Raw genomic sequence first — 16,237 nt, 5'->3', positions numbered from 1 at the left:
TGCCCGGGTCCTTCGACACTCATTGTCGGAGAACACTCTCTCCTACAACGAAAAAACCCTGCTCCAGCATTCCGCTGGTGCAGGGCCCGATGTCGACCGATCGACAAATACCGCATACATCGCAATATCGTCTCCTCCGAAGAGGAAGCCCGAGTGGCATCTCTGCTACTGCGGGCGACCGGACCGGAACCAGCTTGAAACACTGGGTACCGGTGGGAGTCGGGCTCCACTTGCTGCCTCCGTACAGTGCGCTTTCGTAAGAAAGAACACGCCGAAGACGGTCGATGAGGAACAGTACCAGCCGCCCAGGGTTTCGAGAAATCGACGCCTGCGGGAACACGCCGACAGCATCAATGACGCGCTCGAGCGATCTGATCGTATGAATGGACCATTCAAGTGATGTGGGCATCGGCGCGGGTACACCTGATGTCAGTGGCTCGTGCCGCCGTGCCATCCTCGTGAGCATGACGAGCACTCCCGAACCTGTCAATGAAGGCCGCGAACCAGAAGTCCGCGAACTCGCAGACGTTCCCGCTGTCGAAGTAATCAGCCGTGCCGCCGTGATGCTCATGAGCTCGGCGGCCGAGAAGCTTGGCCTGTCCGAGCCGGACCCGTCGGAAAGCCCCTATCTCGATCTCGACGAAGCGCGACGAGTCATCACCGCACTCGCAGGGCTCGTCACGGCGTCGGTCGAGTACCTCGGACCACACGCCGGACCGATCCGCGAAGGGCTTCAGGCTCTGCAGAAAGCATTCCGCGAAGCGTCCGCGCATCCCGACGAGCCAGGGAAAGGTCCCGGAGAGAAGTACACCGGCCCGGTGTACTGATCCGCTTCCTACGCCTTTTCCGCTCGCCGGCCACCTTCGGCCCGCTTCGGCTGGACATCCATGGGGATGGTCAGACCGAAGCGGCCTTTCGTGGTCGGCGCTTTTTGACCGGCGCCTTCTTCGGCTCCGGCGCGGGTTCACGGGACAACGCCTCCTGCAGGAATTTTCCGGTATAGCTTTCCGGAACTGCTGCTACTTCCTCTGGATTTCCTTCTGCCACAACCGTTCCACCGCCATTGCCGCCTTCTGGTCCCATATCGATCACCCAGTCGGACACCTTGATGACATCGAGGTTGTGCTCGATGACGATGACGGTGTTGCCCTTGTCGACGAGACCGTTGACCACACCGAGCAGCTTCCGAATATCCTCGAAATGCAGGCCGGTGGTCGGTTCGTCGAGAATGTAGACAGTCCGTCCTGTCGACCGCTTCTGGAGTTCGGCAGCGAGCTTCACGCGCTGCGCCTCACCGCCGGACAGCGTCGTGGCGGGCTGGCCGAGTCGGACGTAGCCGAGGCCGACCTCGACGAGCGTCTTGAGATACCGGTGGATGGAAGTGATGGCCTCGAAGAAGTCCGCTGCCTCCTCGATGGGCATATCGAGGACCTGCGCGATCGTCTTCCCCTTGTAGTGGACCTCGAGCGTCTCACGGTTGTAGCGAGCGCCTTCGCACACTTCACAAGGTACGTACACATCGGGAAGAAAGTTCATCTCGATCTTCAAGGTTCCGTCGCCGGAGCACGCCTCGCACCGACCGCCCTTCACGTTGAACGAGAACCTACCGGGCTGATAGCCGCGAACCTTCGCCTCGGTGGTGGATGCAAACAGAGTGCGAACCTTGTCGAACACGCCGGTGTAGGTGGCTGCGTTCGACCTGGGCGTACGCCCGATCGGTGACTGATCCACGCGCACGAGCTTGTCGAGTTGGTCCAAGCCGTTGATGCGGGTATGACGGCCCGGCACCTGCCGCGCCCCGTTGAGCTTGTTGGCCATGACGGTCGCCAAAATGTCATTGACCAGCGTCGACTTACCCGAACCTGACACTCCGGTCACCGCAGTCAGCACTCCGAGGGGGAAGCTGACGTCGATGCCGCGCAGATTGTGCTCGCGAGCACCCACGACGGTGACCTGACGCTTCTTGTCGACAACCCGTCGCGCATCGGGCAATGGAATCTGTAAACGCCCTGACAGGTATGCGCCCGTCAGCGACTCTTCCGAGGTCAGTAGATCCTCGTAGGAACCGCTATGTACGACGCGGCCACCGTGTTCACCGGCGAGCGGTCCGATGTCGACCACCCAGTCTGCGGTTCGAATTGTGTCCTCGTCGTGTTCGACGACGATCAGGGTGTTGCCGAGATCGCGGAGTCTGGTCAACGTGTCGATGAGCCGACGGTTGTCGCGCTGGTGCAACCCGATGGATGGCTCGTCGAGCACGTACAGCACTCCGACCAGTCCGGACCCGATTTGGGTAGCGAGCCTGATGCGCTGAGCTTCCCCGCCGGAAAGCGAGCCAGCAGGGCGCGACAGCGACAAATATTCGAGACCGACGTCGAGAAGGAAGCCGAGTCGCGCTTGAACTTCTCGAAGCACCTGACCGGCGATGGCTTCCTCTTTGGAACCCAGCGTGAGGCTGTTCAAGAAGTCTGCGGTTTCGGAGATGGATAGTTTGCAGACATCAGCAATCGACTTCGCACCGAAATCGCCCGCTTCGATCGTGACCGACAGAATCTCCGGGCGCAGCCGGTCTCCCCCGCAGGCAGGACAGGGAACGTCGCGCATGTAGCCGTCGTAGCGTTCCTTCATCTGTTCGGACTCGGTTTGCTCGAGCCTGCGATGCAAGAACGGCATGACGCCTTCGAACTCCGCATAGTACGAGCGGGTGCGACCGTAGCGGTTCTTGTACTTGACGTGAACCTGGTGCTCGCTGCCCTCGAGAACTGCGCGCTTGACCTTGGCGGGCAGTTTGCTCCACGGCGCGTCGAGGTCGAATTCCATGGCGTCGGCCAGCCCGGACAGCAGGCGGCCGAAGTACTCCGATGTCTGGCCCATCGACCACGGGGCGATGGCACCGCCGGCAAGCGAGAGATCCGGATCCGGAATGACCAGCTCGGGGTCCACTTCCTTGCGCACGCCGAGACCGAGGCATTCGGAACACGCGCCGTACGGGGAGTTGAACGAGAATGACCGTGGCTCCAGGTCGTCGATCGAGAGTGGGTGCGCGTTGGGACATGCGAGCTTTTCGGAGAATCGACGTTCGCGGTCAGGGGCATCTTCTTCGCGGTCGACGAAGTCGAGGACCACGATGCCGTCGGCGAGACGCAGTGCGGTCTCGACGGAGTCGGTAAGACGCTGTTTGGAGCCGGCCTTGACAGTGAGTCGGTCGACCACGACCTCGATGTCGTGCTTCTCCTGCTTTTTCAGCTTCGGAGGATCATTGAGTTGGTGGACCACGCCGTCGACACGGATACGCGAATAACCCTGGGTATTGAGAGAATCGAACAGGTCTACGAACTCACCCTTGCGGGTACGGACGACCGGTGCGAGGACCTGAAATTTGATCCCCTCTTCCATCTCCAACACCTGATCGACGATCTGCTGCGGGGTCTGCCGGGCGATCCTTTCGCCACAGACCGGGCAGTGGGCCGTCCCAGCACGAGCGAAGAGCAGGCGGAGATAGTCGTAAACCTCGGTAATGGTGCCCACAGTCGACCGCGGATTTCGGTTGGTCGACTTCTGATCGATGGAGACAGCAGGCGACAATCCCTCGATGAAGTCGACGTCCGGCTTGTCCATCTGTCCCAGAAACTGGCGCGCATACGCGGACAGCGACTCGACGTAACGGCGCTGACCTTCGGCGAAGATCGTGTCGAAGGCGAGCGAGGATTTGCCTGAACCCGAGAGACCTGTGAAGACGATGAGGCTGTCCCGAGGAAGGTCGATGTCGACCCCTCGCAGGTTGTGTTCACGCGCACCCCGCACTATCAGGCGATCCGCCACTGTCTTCCCTTCTTGTCGAACGACCAGGCTGTCAGGCTCGTGTACCACCGGGCTGAACAGTCGAACCGTCGCTCCATGGATGCATACGTGAGGGCGAACCTCACGCAGTAGCAATGCTAGGCCGACCCTCTGACACGTTCTTCCGACTCGGAGGGCCGGACAGGGTTTGTAGTCGCGCCGACGGTAGCGTCCACCAGATGGACGAGCACCTTATGGCCATCGACGACGACTACACCGGCGCAGTCTCCCCCGGATCAGCGCCTGCGCGACGCACGATCTCGAGCGGGACGATCACAAAAATGTCGGTCGGCCCCATGGACAACAATGCGTATCTCATCGTTTGTTCCACCACCGGAGAATCGATGCTGATCGATGCAGCGAACGAAGCACCACGCCTGGCGCAGTTGATCGACGAGAACGCGCCAAGACTCTCACTCATCGTCACCACGCACCAACACGCTGATCACTGGCAGGCACTGGAAGACATCGCAGCAGGCACCGCCTCACCTACTGCTGCGCACAGTTTGGACGCCGAACCACTCCCGGTGACACCGGACCGCCTGCTGCAAGAAGGAGACAGCATCGACGTGGGTGAACTCACGTTCGACGTCATCCATCTGCGAGGACATACGCCTGGGTCGATCGCGTTGGCTCACACCGATACCAAGGACGGCGTCGTTCACATCTTCACCGGCGACTCACTCTTTCCAGGCGGTGTCGGAAAGACGTCGGGACCCGAGAACTTCGTACAGCTTCTCGACGACGTCACCACGAAGCTGTTCGACCGGTTCGGTGACGATGCCATCGTCTACCCGGGCCACGGCAAAGACACGACGCTCGGTGCCGAACGCCCTCACCTCGGCGAATGGCGCGAACGCGGGTGGTGAAACACCGTCACGCTTGAAACCTAGGAAGCCTGGGTATGGCTACGCTGGAACAACGTGGTCGGTGCGGGGGCTTACTCCTGTGCTGCGCCGCGTGGAACATCTTCGTTCACCTACGAACTACGCAGGAGGCTGTCAATGCTTGTCCGCCGTATCGCCCGACCGCTGATGTCGACCATCTTCATCGCGGGGGGCATCGACGCGCTCCGGAACCCAACAGGCAGGGCGCAAGCCGCCACACCACTGATCGAACAGGGCCAGGACGCGTTGCCGGATAGCGTCACTTCGAATCTCCCCAGCGATCCCGAGACACTGGTCCGGATCAACGGAGCGATTCAGGTCGGCGGCGGTCTTTTGCTTGCCACCGGTAAGGCACCGCGGATTGCCTCACTCGCGCTGGCGGGCAGTTTGATTCCGACGACCTATGTCGGCCACGCCTTCTGGAACGAGACCGATCCCGCTGCCAAAGCTGCGCAGCGCACTCAGTTCTTCAAGAACGTCAGCCTGCTGGGTGGCCTGCTCATCGCTGCGGTCGACACCGAGGGCAAGCCATCCCTGGCATGGCGAGGTCGCCGTGCCGCACGTAAGGCGTCAGAATCCGTTCAGTCTGCGCTACCCGGCTCCCATGACACCGCAGACCGTCTCGGTATCGCTTCCGACCGCGTGAAAGAGCTGGCAGCGGTCGCTGCGACTCGTAGCTCGCACTTTGCCGACGCTGCACAGCCCGTCGTATCCAAGTGGGCCGATGTCGCAGCGGAAAAGGGTTCGGAATTCGCCGACGCCGCACAGCCCGTCGTATCCAAGTGGGCCGATGTCGCAGCGGAAAAGGGCTCGGAATTCGCCGACGCCGCACAGCCGGTGCTCTCACGTTGGGCGCACAAGGCCGAAGACCGTGGCTCCGAACTCGCCAAGGTCGCGCAGAAGCGCGGCTCCAAGCTCGCCGACAAGACAGCCGACCGTAGCGCCGAGCTCGCCAAGGTCGCGCAGAAGCGCGGCTCCAAGCTCGCCGACAAGACAGCCGACCGGGGATCAAAGCTCGCCGATACGGCAGCCGAGCGCAGTGCCGTCTTGGCCGAGCTTGCCCAGGATCGCGGCTCCAAGTGGGCCAATCTTGCCACTGAGCGGGCATCGGAATTTGCCGAACTAGCGCAGGACCGCGGCAGTAAGTGGGCTGAAGTCGCCGCCGATCGGACCGAAACACTCAGCAAGCGTGCTCGCAAGCGCGCGGCACAGCAGAGCCGGGAGTTCGACAAGGCGACCGAGAAGGCTCAGGCCAAACTCGAGAAGAAGGTCGAGCAGGCCAAGAAAGAGCTGGACAAGCGCGTTCAGAAGTACTCCAAGTAGCCATTTCGACAGGCTGATCGAAAAGGGCCCCGTCCTGAACTGCGGTTCTGCGGCGGGGTTCTTTTTTGTCGTAGACTGCTTGGGCGAATTTCGATTCACCGAAATTTCGCCGCCGAACTCCCGAGGAGACCCTTTGCCGGACGACGGCCCCACAATCGCTGACGAGTCAGAAGACACCCTGTCCGACCAGGATCGCGAGCAGTCGTACGTCACTATGCTCTACGACCAGTTGGATGCGCTCCGTCAGTACGCAAGTACACGGCTCAGTGCTGTACTCCTCGCAACCGGCGGCACTCCGCAGGCTCGCAGCGAGCGCGAATCGTTCAGTCAGATGTACAACGACGACATTGCAAAGTACGACGCCGCCGAAAACGGACTGTGCTTCGGTCGCATCGACCTCGCGCCACAATCGGAGGAGGACGGTGTCCGCTACATCGGTCGGGTGGGCATCCTGGACGAGGCGAACGACTACGAATCACTTCTGCTCGACTGGCGCGCACCGATGGCCCGTCCGTTCTATCTTGCGACGCCCGCTGCGCCCGAGAACATAGTTCGCCGCAGACACATCCGCACCCGCAGCCGCCGCGTCACCTCGATCGCCGACGAGTACCTCGATCTGGAGGCGGCCCAGCACGCGCGACGCGATGCGACGGCGACCGGAGTTGCGGGTGAGAGCGCACTGTTGTCTGCACTCGAAGCTGCACGCACCGGGCACATGAACGACATTGTCGAGACCATCCAGAGCGAACAGGACGCGATCATTCGGTCGGAGCACCGCAGCGTGCTCGTCGTACAGGGCGGCCCTGGAACCGGCAAGACGGCCGTGGCCCTGCACCGTGCCGCCTATCTGCTCTACACCTATCGACAGCAGTTGGCGAAGAGTGGCGTTCTCATCATCGGTCCGAACGCCACGTTCCTGGACTACATCGGCCAGGTTTTGCCCTCGCTCGGCGAAACCGGTGTGCTGTTGTCGACGATCGGAAATCTGTATCCGGGCGTCCGGGCCACGGTGGAGGATTCGATCACCGCGGCCGAGGTGAAGGGCTCGACGTCGATGGTCGCTGTTCTGACCAAGGCAGTGCGCGATCGCCAAGAGATTCCGGCGGAGCCGACGCGCTTGCGCTTCGACACCTATGACATCGTCCTCGACAAGAAGATCGTCTCGCGGGCTCGCGGACGCGCACGATCCTCGCGACGACCACACAACTTGGCGCGTCCACTGTTCGTGTCCTCGGTGATCGACGGACTTGCACAGCAGCTCGCGGCAACTCTCGGTGAGAACCTCGTCGACGGTGGAAGTCTGCTCAGCCGCGATGACATTGCCGACATGCGAGACGAAATGCGCGACGACGCCGACGTGATGGCAGCAATCGATGCACTGTGGCCGGACCTGTCCCCGCAGCAAGTTCTGCTGGAGCTGTTCGCATCCCCGGAGAGAATCGAGTCCGCTACCCCGGATCTGTCGACGGCCGAACGGAACTCCCTACTACGCGTGGGACGCGGTTTCAGTGCAGGAGATGCACCTCTGCTCGACGAGTTGGCCGAGTTGCTGGGGATCGATGATGCAGCCGAACGTGAACGAGCAAATCGGCAGTGGCGCAGTCAGATTGCCGATGCTCAAGGTGCGTTGGATATTTTGACAGGCTCGGCGCCCCAGGATCTGGAGGACGAGCTGGACCCTGAGATCCTGATGGCATACGACTTGATCGACGCCAGCCAACTTGCCGCCAGACAGGACTCCGGCGCCCGACTGACCACGGCCGAGCGAGCTGCAGGCGATCGCACCTGGACCTACGGCCATGTCATCGTCGACGAAGCCCAGGAACTGTCCGACATGGCGTGGCGAATGGTGATGCGTCGTATCCCCAATCGCTGGATGACGTTGGTGGGCGACGTCGCCCAAACCGGAGATCCAGCAGGCACCACATCGTGGGGCGAAGTGTTGGAACCGTATGTCGCGCAGCGGTGGAAACGCACGGAGTTGACTGTGAACTACCGGACACCGTCGGAGATCATGGTCGTTGCGCGGGATGTGTTGGCTGCCATCGACCCAATTCAGTCGGTTCCCAGGTCGATCCGCGAATCGGGCAATCTGCCGTGGGCACAGCAGGTCACGAGCGCCGATCTCGTAGAGGTTGTCGCCGAGCGTGTTTCCGAGCACCCGCGACCCGGTCTCACCGCCGTACTGGTGCCGCACGGGCTTCTAGCAGACTTGTCACATCTGACATCGGAGTTTGTGACCGTCTCGACAGTAAGAGATGCCAAGGGACTCGAATTCGATTCGGTGCTCATCGTCGAACCTGCAGACATCCTCGAGGAGTCCCCACGAGGCATGGGCGACCTGTACGTTGCGCTGACTCGTGCGACGCAACGCCTGGGCGTCGTTCATGCCGAGACATTGCCGAGCGAACTGTCGGGATTGGCCTCGTTCGCCGTATCGGCCCACTGAAACGACGGCGAGACAGCCGGAAACGACCGATGGCAGCCGACCCGTTCTGGGTCGACTGCCATCGAAGTAGTCGAACAGCGAAGTAGTCGAACAGCGAGAAGCTGCTCAGCGAACCGTGTGAACGATAAGCACGTCGCACGTGGACTTGCGTGCAGCATCGGACGGAACTGATCCGAGTAGGCGGCCGGTCAGAGAGTTCAGACCGCGGTTACCGACGACCAAAAGGTCGGCTTCGACGTCGCCTACCAATTCCAGCAGCGACTCGACGGGGGCCCCGACGACCGCTCGCTCCTCGATCTTCTTGGCGCCGAATTTGATCGCGTGCTCGCGAGCGGTGCGAAGAATCTCATGGGTGGGTGCAGAGCCGGTGATCTGGTAGGCATCTTCGCGAAGGGCATCGGCTGCCTTGGCGTTGTCCTTCGGATCCGAAGGGTAGTAGGCGCACGCGATCACGAGTGTCGCGTCGGCGTCACCCGCCAGCGCGGCGGCTTTCTCCACAGCCCGCAAAGACGATTCGGAGCCATCGGTTCCGACGACGACGGTGCGGTAGGCACTCATTCATTCCTCCAGTTGTAGGTTGTGTCACACAAACTCGTGACGCTTTCGTCCGCTGTTTCATGAATCTCTACGAGGCTTGACATGCCAGGCCTCGAAGATCGTTGCGATGACACTATCGGTAACGGTCAGTCATCATGCGGAGATCGCCGACAACACGATCTCGCGGTCTCACCTACATTGGCTTGTATGCGCATCCCTTGGCCGAGACGGTCTGCAAAGACCTCCACCTTTGCGATCCTTCTGGTGGTAGTGGTTGCAGGTGTCTCGGTCTACTTCGTCAACCGCCCCTCCAGCGCAGAGAATGAGTCGACCACCCTCGACACCACGGTGACGCTACCGGAGAGTCCGGGCAGTACGGAGACTGTGGCACTCGACACGCGCCTCTACATACCCCGGACCACCCCGGCCCCTGCTGTCCTTCTCGCCCATGGATTCGGCGGCGACAAGTTCTCGGTGGACGGACAGGCACGAGCGCTCGCCGACGACGGGTTCACGGTGTTGACCTACAGCGCTCGGGGTTTCGGACTGAGCACCGGCTCGATATCGATCAATGACCCCGATCGGGAGGTCGCGGACGGCCGCGGCCTGGTGGATTGGCTCGCGAGTCGAGCCGAAGTTCGACTCGACGGACCCGGCGATCCCCGAGTCGGTGTCGCGGGCGGTTCCTACGGCGGCGCACTGGCGTTGAGCCTTGCCGGAACCGACGAGCGGATAGATGCAGTCGCGTCGGCCATCACCTGGAACGACCTGGGGCAGGCACTGTTCCCCAATTACGGTGTCACGAGCGTGGCCGACCGCGCTCGACTGGATGCATCGAAAACTCCTGCGGCAACGGTCTACGGCGGACAGGGAGTACTCAAACGCGGATGGGCAGGAGTCTTCTTCGGAGCTGGTGCAGCTTCGCGCCCTGGAGGTAGCGAAGCCGGTGCCGCAGCCAGATGCGGACGGTTCGCACCCGAGTTCTGCTCCGCGTACGCGCAATCGGCGGTAACCGGTGAGCCCTCGCCGGAATTGTCGGCGCTGCTGACGGCGCACTCCCCCGCGGCCGTCGCGTCGAACATCAAGGCACCTACGCTCCTGGTGCAGGGAATGCAGGACACCCTGTTCGGGCTGGATCAGTCCGACACCACGGCCAGGCAGATCTCCGATGCCGGTGGTGATGTCCAGGTTCGCTGGTTCAACGGCGGTCACGACGACGGTGGAACAAGCGGCGTCGCCGAGAACACGATGAAGGATTTCCTTCGCACACAACTGATGTCGGATACAACCGAGGATGTGGCAGATCAGCCGCGTCCGTTCGTCTACTCGCTCCAGACCCCTGCGATCGAACAGAATCGAACTCGCGGCCGCAGAATGACAGCGCCGGAATACCCCGGGCTCTCCGGTTCCGACGCCGCAGGCGCACCGAGCGCAACCACAGAAGTACCCGTCGAGCTGCGCCCCTCTGGTCCTACCTCGTCCATGTCGGAGCAATCGGGAGCCCCGAACGAGCAAACCATCATCAGACCGCCAGGGGCATCCCCATCCGCGATCTCATCCGTTCCGGGCCTCGGCTCGGTGCTGTCCACCTTGGGCGCCACATCAGCTGGTGCGCAGTTGTCCGCGGACCTCCCCGGCCAAGCTGCCACCTTTGCAGGCGATCCACTGACCGAACCACTCACCATCACGGGCGCATCCCGTATCGATCTGCGTATCGGAGCATTCGCGCAACCGCAGCAGGCGGTCCTGTTCGTCAAGCTGTACGACGTCGGTCCCGACGGTAAGCGCACCTTGCCCGGCGGCGCGGTCGCCCCGGTGCGCCTACCGAACACCGTCGATTCGGGTCCGGTTCCGGTGTCGGTCGTTCTGCCCGGCGTCAGCTACGTAGTCCCCGAGGGACATCACGTCGAAGTTTCGGTGTCCACTACCGATCAGGCATACGCAGTTCCGCTCGAGCCCGCGCAGTTCGTTGTTGCATTGGATGATTCGGCGCTGAGAGTGCCGACAGTGGCGGGTGTGGCGAGCAGCACGAGTACCGTTCCACTCGGCCCGATCGTCGGTATCGGCGTCATCGCCGCCGCACTCGGTGCATTGATCGCGGTCAACATCATCCGATCACGCAGACGCTTGATCGCCGAAGTGGACGAAGATCTCATCGACACCCCACTGGTGATCACCGATTTGGCCAAGACGTACTCCAACGGATTCAAGGCCGTCGACAACGTCAGTTTCGAAGTCCGTCAGGGGCAGGTGCTCGGCCTGCTCGGCCCGAACGGCGCAGGAAAGACGACCACCCTGCGGATGCTCATGGGTTTGATCACCCCGACGAGCGGGGACATCCGGGTCTTCGGGCACAAGGTCTCCCCGGGCGCCCCCGTCTTGTCGAGGCTGGGGTCGTTCGTCGAGGGTTCTGGATTTCTTCCCCACCTGAGTGGCACCGAAAACCTGCGCCTGTACTGGCAAGCCACCGGCCGGCCCCTCGAAGACGCACACCTCGAAGAAGCGTTGGAGATCGCCGATCTCGGCACTGCGGTCGAGCGGAAGGTCAAGTCGTACAGCCAAGGGATGCGCCAACGCTTGGCGATTGCCCAGGCAATGCTGGGGCTACCGGATCTGATGGTCCTCGACGAACCCACCAACGGTCTCGATCCACCACAGATCCGCACCATGCGCGAGGTGCTGATCAACTACGCCAAGACCGGACGAACCGTCTTGGTCTCGAGTCACCTGTTGGCCGAGGTGGAGCAGACCTGTACGCACGTCGTAGTGATGAACCGCGGGTCGGTCATCAGCTCGGGCACTGTCCGGGAGCTGACTGCTGCGGGCGGAATGACCGAAGTACGAGTCGACGACGCAGAGAAGGCATCGGCAGTGCTGAGCGGTCTGGGGTGTTCGCCGACTGTGGTGGACGAGTCGGTCGTTCGTGTGGACATCGGAAGCATCGATCCGGCGATCGTGATCAGGGCACTCTTCGACGCGGGCCTCGAAGTGCGCGGGCTCTCCCAGTCCACGAGGCTCGAAGATGTCTTCCTCGACCTGGTACATCGTGACACCGAGCACATCACACAGCTAGCCGAAATCGACGCTGAAGCCAGTGGAACCGTATCGACGAAAGAACACGAATGAGTACGACGCACACAGACGGGAGGGCCCCCGGCTACCACGCGGGCAAGACCCTTCCGTTCCGCACCGAGTTGCGTCGACAGTTCGGTCGGCGCCGCACACAGTTGGCTATCGGATTCCTTGCACTGTTGCCGGTGATCCTGGCAATCGCCTTCGCCGTCGGAAGCTCCTCGGCCGACTCCGACACGGGTGGTCTGATAGAACTCGGGACCCGGGGTGGTGTCAACTTCACCGTGTTTGCACTGTTCATGTCGGTCGGGTTTCTGCTCATCGTCGTCGTCTCGTTGTTCTTCGGAGACTCCGTGGCGAGCGAAGCGTCCTGGTCATCGCTGCGATATCTACTTGCCATCCCGGTGCCGCGCACCCGGCTTCTCGTGCAGAAAGCTCTGGTGTCGGCGACGTTGTCCATCGCCGCCGTAATCGTTCTGGTCCTCGTGTCGCTGATTCTGGGCACCGCGCTCTACGGCGCAGAACCACTCGTCACCCCTTTCGGTGACGGACTGCCCTACGTCGACGCACTCGGTCGACTTGCCATCGCAGTGGCGTACATCGGAGTCAACCTGTTGTGGGTGGCAGGCCTGGCGATGCTTCTTTCGGTTCTGACCGATGCGCCGCTCGGCGCGGTCGGCGGAGCAGTGATGACGTCGATTCTGTTGCAGATTCTGGACCAGATCACCGCGCTCGGCTCACTTCGCAACTACCTGCCCGGGCACTACGCAAATTCGTGGACCGACGCGCTACAACCGACGATCAGCTGGAACGACATGTTCGTCGGATCGTTCTCCGCGCTTGCCTACGCGGCCGTCTTCGGCGTGATCGCCTGGCGGGTGTTCGCCACCAAGGACATCACCAGCTGACCGAACCGACGCGCTATTTTTTGACGGCCGTCCCGAAGATGCCGTCCGGGAACACCTTCTGAGCGAGAAGTGCGTCTCGCCATGGCGACGCGAGCTCGACCAAACGTGCGGCGCCGTCTTCACCCAACGAAGCCCACGGAGCGAGCGCCAGATCGTCCGTGATGTCCTCGACAAGGGTGCGGATGTCCTGCCCGTGCTCGGTCAGCGAACCGTCCGTGTCGAGGATTTCACGATCGGCAAGTGCTCCCGCGGCCTCGTCCCACTGCTCGACCGACCAGCCACGACGCTTACGAGCGAACTCCTTTTCGAAGCCGTACCCGGTTGCGGTGTGGGTGATCAAGGCTTCGATGCCGTTCAATTCAGCGGTCTGCAAGGCGGCGATATGTCCATCCCCACGGTGCTCGCGAAGAAGCGTCAGAGCATGCCACAGAACGAGGTGCGGTGCCGTCGGCCATTCGAGTTCGGCGTACGCGGAATACAGCGGTCGTCCATCGTCCCCGGGAATTCCGCGGGCAGCTATCGAAGCAAGTTCGGCAGCTTCGCTCATCTCGTGTGAAGAAATATCGTCAGCACCCAGAAGCCTCGTGAAGGCGGCGTCCAATGCGCGATAGCGGATCTGCATGATCTTCTCCGGGGCACATATCGACCACGCGGCGGGAATCAACGGTGCAATCAGCTCACGGTTGAAATTGTAGAAAGTGGCGGTCACAACTCCAGCCCCCACTGCGCCCAACGGCGCAGCACGGCCAGCGAAATAGCAGGCACGCCCAGCCAGGCCCGCTTCCACCAGCCCGTCCTGAGTCTCTGGGACGAAGTACGCCACCGAATGAAGAAGTTCGAGTGCGCGAGCACTCCGGCCGGCAGTGGATGCGTCCATGTCGTAAACCGTAGCGAACGCCCAGACCCTTCGTTGCGGCGCGTTACTAGGGCATGGTCGCGGCGCGTTGGCTACGGCATGGCCGGATCCGCGTTACTTCAGACCCGCTGCGTCCATCCCGCGTAATTCCTTCTTCAGGTCCTGAATTTCGTCCCGCAGCCTGCCTGCAAGCTCGAACTGCAACTCGCGAGCCGCATTCATCATCTGGTCGGTGAGGTTCTTCACCAGGGCTGCCAGCTCGGCCCGCGGCATCGACTTGACGTCCTGCCCCTCGTATACGCCGGAACTGACGGCGCGCCCCTTCTCGCCTTGGGCACGACGACCCCGACTCGAATTACGCCCGGAACCACCCACTTCCACCGACTCGTCGGTGTCGTCGGCCTCCTCGTACACCTGATCCAGGATGTCCGCGATCTTCTTTCGAAGTGGTTGCGGATCGACGCCTTTTTCCTTGTTGTATGCCACCTGCTTCTCGCGCCGACGATCGGTTTCCTCGATGGCGTACTTCATCGAATCCGTCATCTTGTCCGCGTACATGTGAACTTCGCCGGACACATTACGAGCTGCGCGGCCAATTGTCTGGATCAAACTGGTGCCGCTACGGAGGAAGCCTTCCTTGTCCGCGTCGAGAATCGATACGAGTGACACCTCCGGCAGATCGAGCCCCTCACGTAGGAGGTTGATACCGACCAGAACGTCGTACTCCCCGAGCCGCAGCTGGCGTAGCAACTCCACTCTTCGCAGAGTGTCGATGTCGGAGTGAAGGTATCGGACTCTGATGCCGAGCTCGAGCAAATAGTCGGTGAGGTCCTCGGACATCTTCTTCGTCAATGTGGTGACCAAGATGCGCTCGTTCTTGTCTGCACGGATACGAATCTCGTGAACGAGATCGTCGATCTGCCCCTTGGTCGGCTTGACGACCACCGCGGGATCGATGAGTCCGGTGGGACGAATGACCTGTTCGACGAACTCTCCACCGGTCTGCCCCAGTTCGTACTTGCCGGGCGTCGCCGACAGGTACACGGTTTGCCCGATCCGCTGGGTGAATTCTTCCCATGTCAACGGCCGGTTGTCCGTCGCCGACGGTAACCGAAAACCGAACTCGACCAGGTTGCGTTTGCGGGACATATCGCCCTCGTACATCGCGCCGATCTGAGGGACGGTCACATGGGACTCGTCGATTACCATGAGGAAATCCTCGGGAAAGTAGTCGATGAGCGTCGCAGGCGCTGTGCCTGGGCCTCTGCCGTCGATGTGCCGCGAATAGTTCTCGATACCGGAGCAGAAACCAACCTGTTTGATCATCTCGAGGTCGTACTGAGTGCGCATGCGCAGTCGCTGAGCTTCGAGCAGCTTGCCCTTGCCCTCCAGCTCGGCGAGCCGATCCTCGAGTTCCGCCTCGATGTTCTTGACTGCCTTCTCCATACGCTCCGGGCCAGCAACGTAGTGCGTGGCGGGGAAGATCCGGACGGAGTCCACCTGACGGACGACATCACCGGTCAGAGGGTGCAGGTAGTACAGCGCCTCGATCTCGTCTCCGAAGAACTCGATCCGAATCGCCAATTCCTCGTACGAGGGAATGATCTCGACGGTGTCACCTCGAACCCGGAACGAACCACGAGTGAAGGCCATGTCGTTGCGGGTGTACTGCACATCCACCAGAAGCCTCAACAGGGCATCGCGTGGAACCTCGACACCTACCTGCAGCTCGATGGACCGATCGACGTACGACTGCGGTGTGCCCAGACCGTAGATACAGGAAACCGACGCGACAACCACTACGTCGCGCCGCGAGAGCAAGCTGGCCGTGGCAGAGTGCCGTAACCGCTCGACGTCGTCGTTCACCGAGGAATCCTTCTCGATGTAGGTATCCGTCTGAGCGATGTATGCCTCGGGTTGGTAGTAATCGTAGTACGACACGAAATACTCGACCGAGTTGTTGGGAAGCATGTCTCGTAGCTCGTTGGCGAGCTGTGCGGCCAAGGTCTTGTTCGGGGCCATCACCAACGTGGGGCGTTGCAGCTTCTCGATGAGCCAAGCCGTCGTTGCAGACTTACCGGTACCGGTGGCACCGAGCAACACGATGTCCTTCTCGTCGGCCCTGATCCGGCGCTCGAGCTCGGCAATGGCGGCCGGCTGGTCTCCGGCCGGCTCGTACTCACTGACGACCTCGAATGCGGGCCCGGTGCGTTCGATGTCTCCGACGTGGCGGAAGTCCGAGTGAGCCACCACGGGATGTTCGGATGCAAAGGCCATGCTTTACAGGTTAGACGCGACCACTGACACGTTCGAGGCGATGCTGCGTTCGACCGTGCAGATTGGAACCGAACAGGTAACTTGGTCA

The 16,237-nt window shown here is 61.7% G+C and carries 10 protein-coding genes; 6 read left to right on the top strand and 4 right to left on the bottom strand.

Features of this window, described 5'->3' with window-relative positions; all coding sequences use genetic code 11:
- The first annotated feature begins 464 nt into the window (after window positions 1-464).
- Window positions 465-827 (top strand): DUF1844 domain-containing protein, encoded by a 363-nt coding sequence (locus ABIB36_RS15310; protein ID WP_084346737.1) that lies wholly within the window; start codon window positions 465-467, stop codon window positions 825-827.
- 70 nt (window positions 828-897) lie between these two features.
- On the opposite strand, the gene uvrA is transcribed toward ABIB36_RS15310, so the two are convergent.
- Window positions 898-3,822 (bottom strand): excinuclease ABC subunit UvrA, encoded by a 2,925-nt coding sequence (uvrA, locus tag ABIB36_RS15305; protein ID WP_084346738.1) that lies wholly within the window; start codon window positions 3,820-3,822, stop codon window positions 898-900.
- 197 nt (window positions 3,823-4,019) lie between these two features.
- On the opposite strand from uvrA, the gene ABIB36_RS15300 reads away from it, so the two are divergent.
- The 3 genes from ABIB36_RS15300 (at window position 4,020) to ABIB36_RS15290 (ending at window position 8,499) form a co-directional block, all read left to right on the top strand.
- A complete protein-coding gene (locus tag ABIB36_RS15300) occupies window positions 4,020-4,709 on the top strand; it encodes an MBL fold metallo-hydrolase (protein WP_354562238.1) in 690 nt (229 codons plus the stop codon).
- Between the two features lie 135 nt (window positions 4,710-4,844).
- On the top strand, window positions 4,845-6,050 hold the full coding sequence (locus ABIB36_RS15295) for a DoxX family protein (protein WP_084346516.1): 1,206 nt from the start codon (window positions 4,845-4,847) through the stop codon (window positions 6,048-6,050).
- Between the two features lie 214 nt (window positions 6,051-6,264).
- Window positions 6,265-8,499: a HelD family protein gene (locus ABIB36_RS15290; protein ID WP_354562302.1), complete on the top strand. Its 2,235-nt coding sequence runs from the start codon at window positions 6,265-6,267 to the stop codon at window positions 8,497-8,499.
- A 105-nt stretch (window positions 8,500-8,604) separates the two neighbouring features.
- Here the strand turns inward: ABIB36_RS15290 and ABIB36_RS15285 are convergent, their stop codons facing one another.
- Entirely contained in the window at window positions 8,605-9,057 is a 453-nt protein-coding gene (locus ABIB36_RS15285) for a universal stress protein (RefSeq protein WP_084346518.1), read from the bottom strand.
- A 186-nt stretch (window positions 9,058-9,243) separates the two neighbouring features.
- Between ABIB36_RS15285 and ABIB36_RS15280 the strand changes: the two genes are divergently transcribed.
- Both ABIB36_RS15280 and ABIB36_RS15275 read left to right on the top strand, forming a co-directional pair.
- A complete protein-coding gene (locus ABIB36_RS15280; protein ID WP_354562234.1) occupies window positions 9,244-12,162 on the top strand; it encodes an alpha/beta fold hydrolase in 2,919 nt (972 codons plus the stop codon).
- Complete coding sequence (locus tag ABIB36_RS15275; RefSeq protein WP_084346520.1) at window positions 12,159-13,016, top strand: ABC transporter permease; 858 nt, start codon at window positions 12,159-12,161, stop codon at window positions 13,014-13,016. Before ABIB36_RS15280 ends, ABIB36_RS15275 begins: the two co-directional genes overlap by 4 nt.
- A 13-nt stretch (window positions 13,017-13,029) precedes the next feature.
- Here the strand turns inward: ABIB36_RS15275 and ABIB36_RS15270 are convergent, their stop codons facing one another.
- Both ABIB36_RS15270 and uvrB read right to left on the bottom strand, forming a co-directional pair.
- Window positions 13,030-13,893 carry an SCO6745 family protein gene (locus ABIB36_RS15270; protein WP_084346521.1) on the bottom strand — a complete coding sequence of 288 codons (864 nt, stop codon included), beginning with the start codon at window positions 13,891-13,893 and terminating at the stop codon, window positions 13,030-13,032.
- A 93-nt stretch (window positions 13,894-13,986) separates the two neighbouring features.
- Entirely contained in the window at window positions 13,987-16,149 is a 2,163-nt protein-coding gene (uvrB, locus tag ABIB36_RS15265; RefSeq protein ID WP_354562231.1) for an excinuclease ABC subunit UvrB, read from the bottom strand.
- Between the last annotated feature and the right edge of the window lie 88 nt (window positions 16,150-16,237).

It is taken from the genome of Rhodococcus sp. UYP9 (assembly GCF_040547235.1).
GTDB lineage: Bacteria > Actinomycetota > Actinomycetes > Mycobacteriales > Mycobacteriaceae > Rhodococcoides.
The sequence above is the reverse complement of the archived record's forward strand: the minus strand, read 5'-3'. Positions and strand labels throughout refer to the sequence as shown.

Coding starts and splice junctions, on each gene's coding strand:
- uvrB (WP_354562231.1), bottom strand. CDS start 16,149: ATGGCCTTTGCATCCGAACATCCCGTGGTGGCTCACTCGGACTTCCGC.
- ABIB36_RS15310 (WP_084346737.1), top strand. CDS start 465: ATGACGAGCACTCCCGAACCTGTCAATGAAGGCCGCGAACCAGAAGTC.
- ABIB36_RS15295 (WP_084346516.1), top strand. CDS start 4,845: ATGCTTGTCCGCCGTATCGCCCGACCGCTGATGTCGACCATCTTCATC.
- ABIB36_RS15285 (WP_084346518.1), bottom strand. CDS start 9,057: ATGAGTGCCTACCGCACCGTCGTCGTCGGAACCGATGGCTCCGAATCG.
- ABIB36_RS15280 (WP_354562234.1), top strand. CDS start 9,244: ATGCGCATCCCTTGGCCGAGACGGTCTGCAAAGACCTCCACCTTTGCG.
- ABIB36_RS15270 (WP_084346521.1), bottom strand. CDS start 13,893: ATGGACGCATCCACTGCCGGCCGGAGTGCTCGCGCACTCGAACTTCTT.
- ABIB36_RS15300 (WP_354562238.1), top strand. CDS start 4,020: ATGGACGAGCACCTTATGGCCATCGACGACGACTACACCGGCGCAGTC.
- ABIB36_RS15290 (WP_354562302.1), top strand. CDS start 6,265: ATGCTCTACGACCAGTTGGATGCGCTCCGTCAGTACGCAAGTACACGG.
- ABIB36_RS15275 (WP_084346520.1), top strand. CDS start 12,159: ATGAGTACGACGCACACAGACGGGAGGGCCCCCGGCTACCACGCGGGC.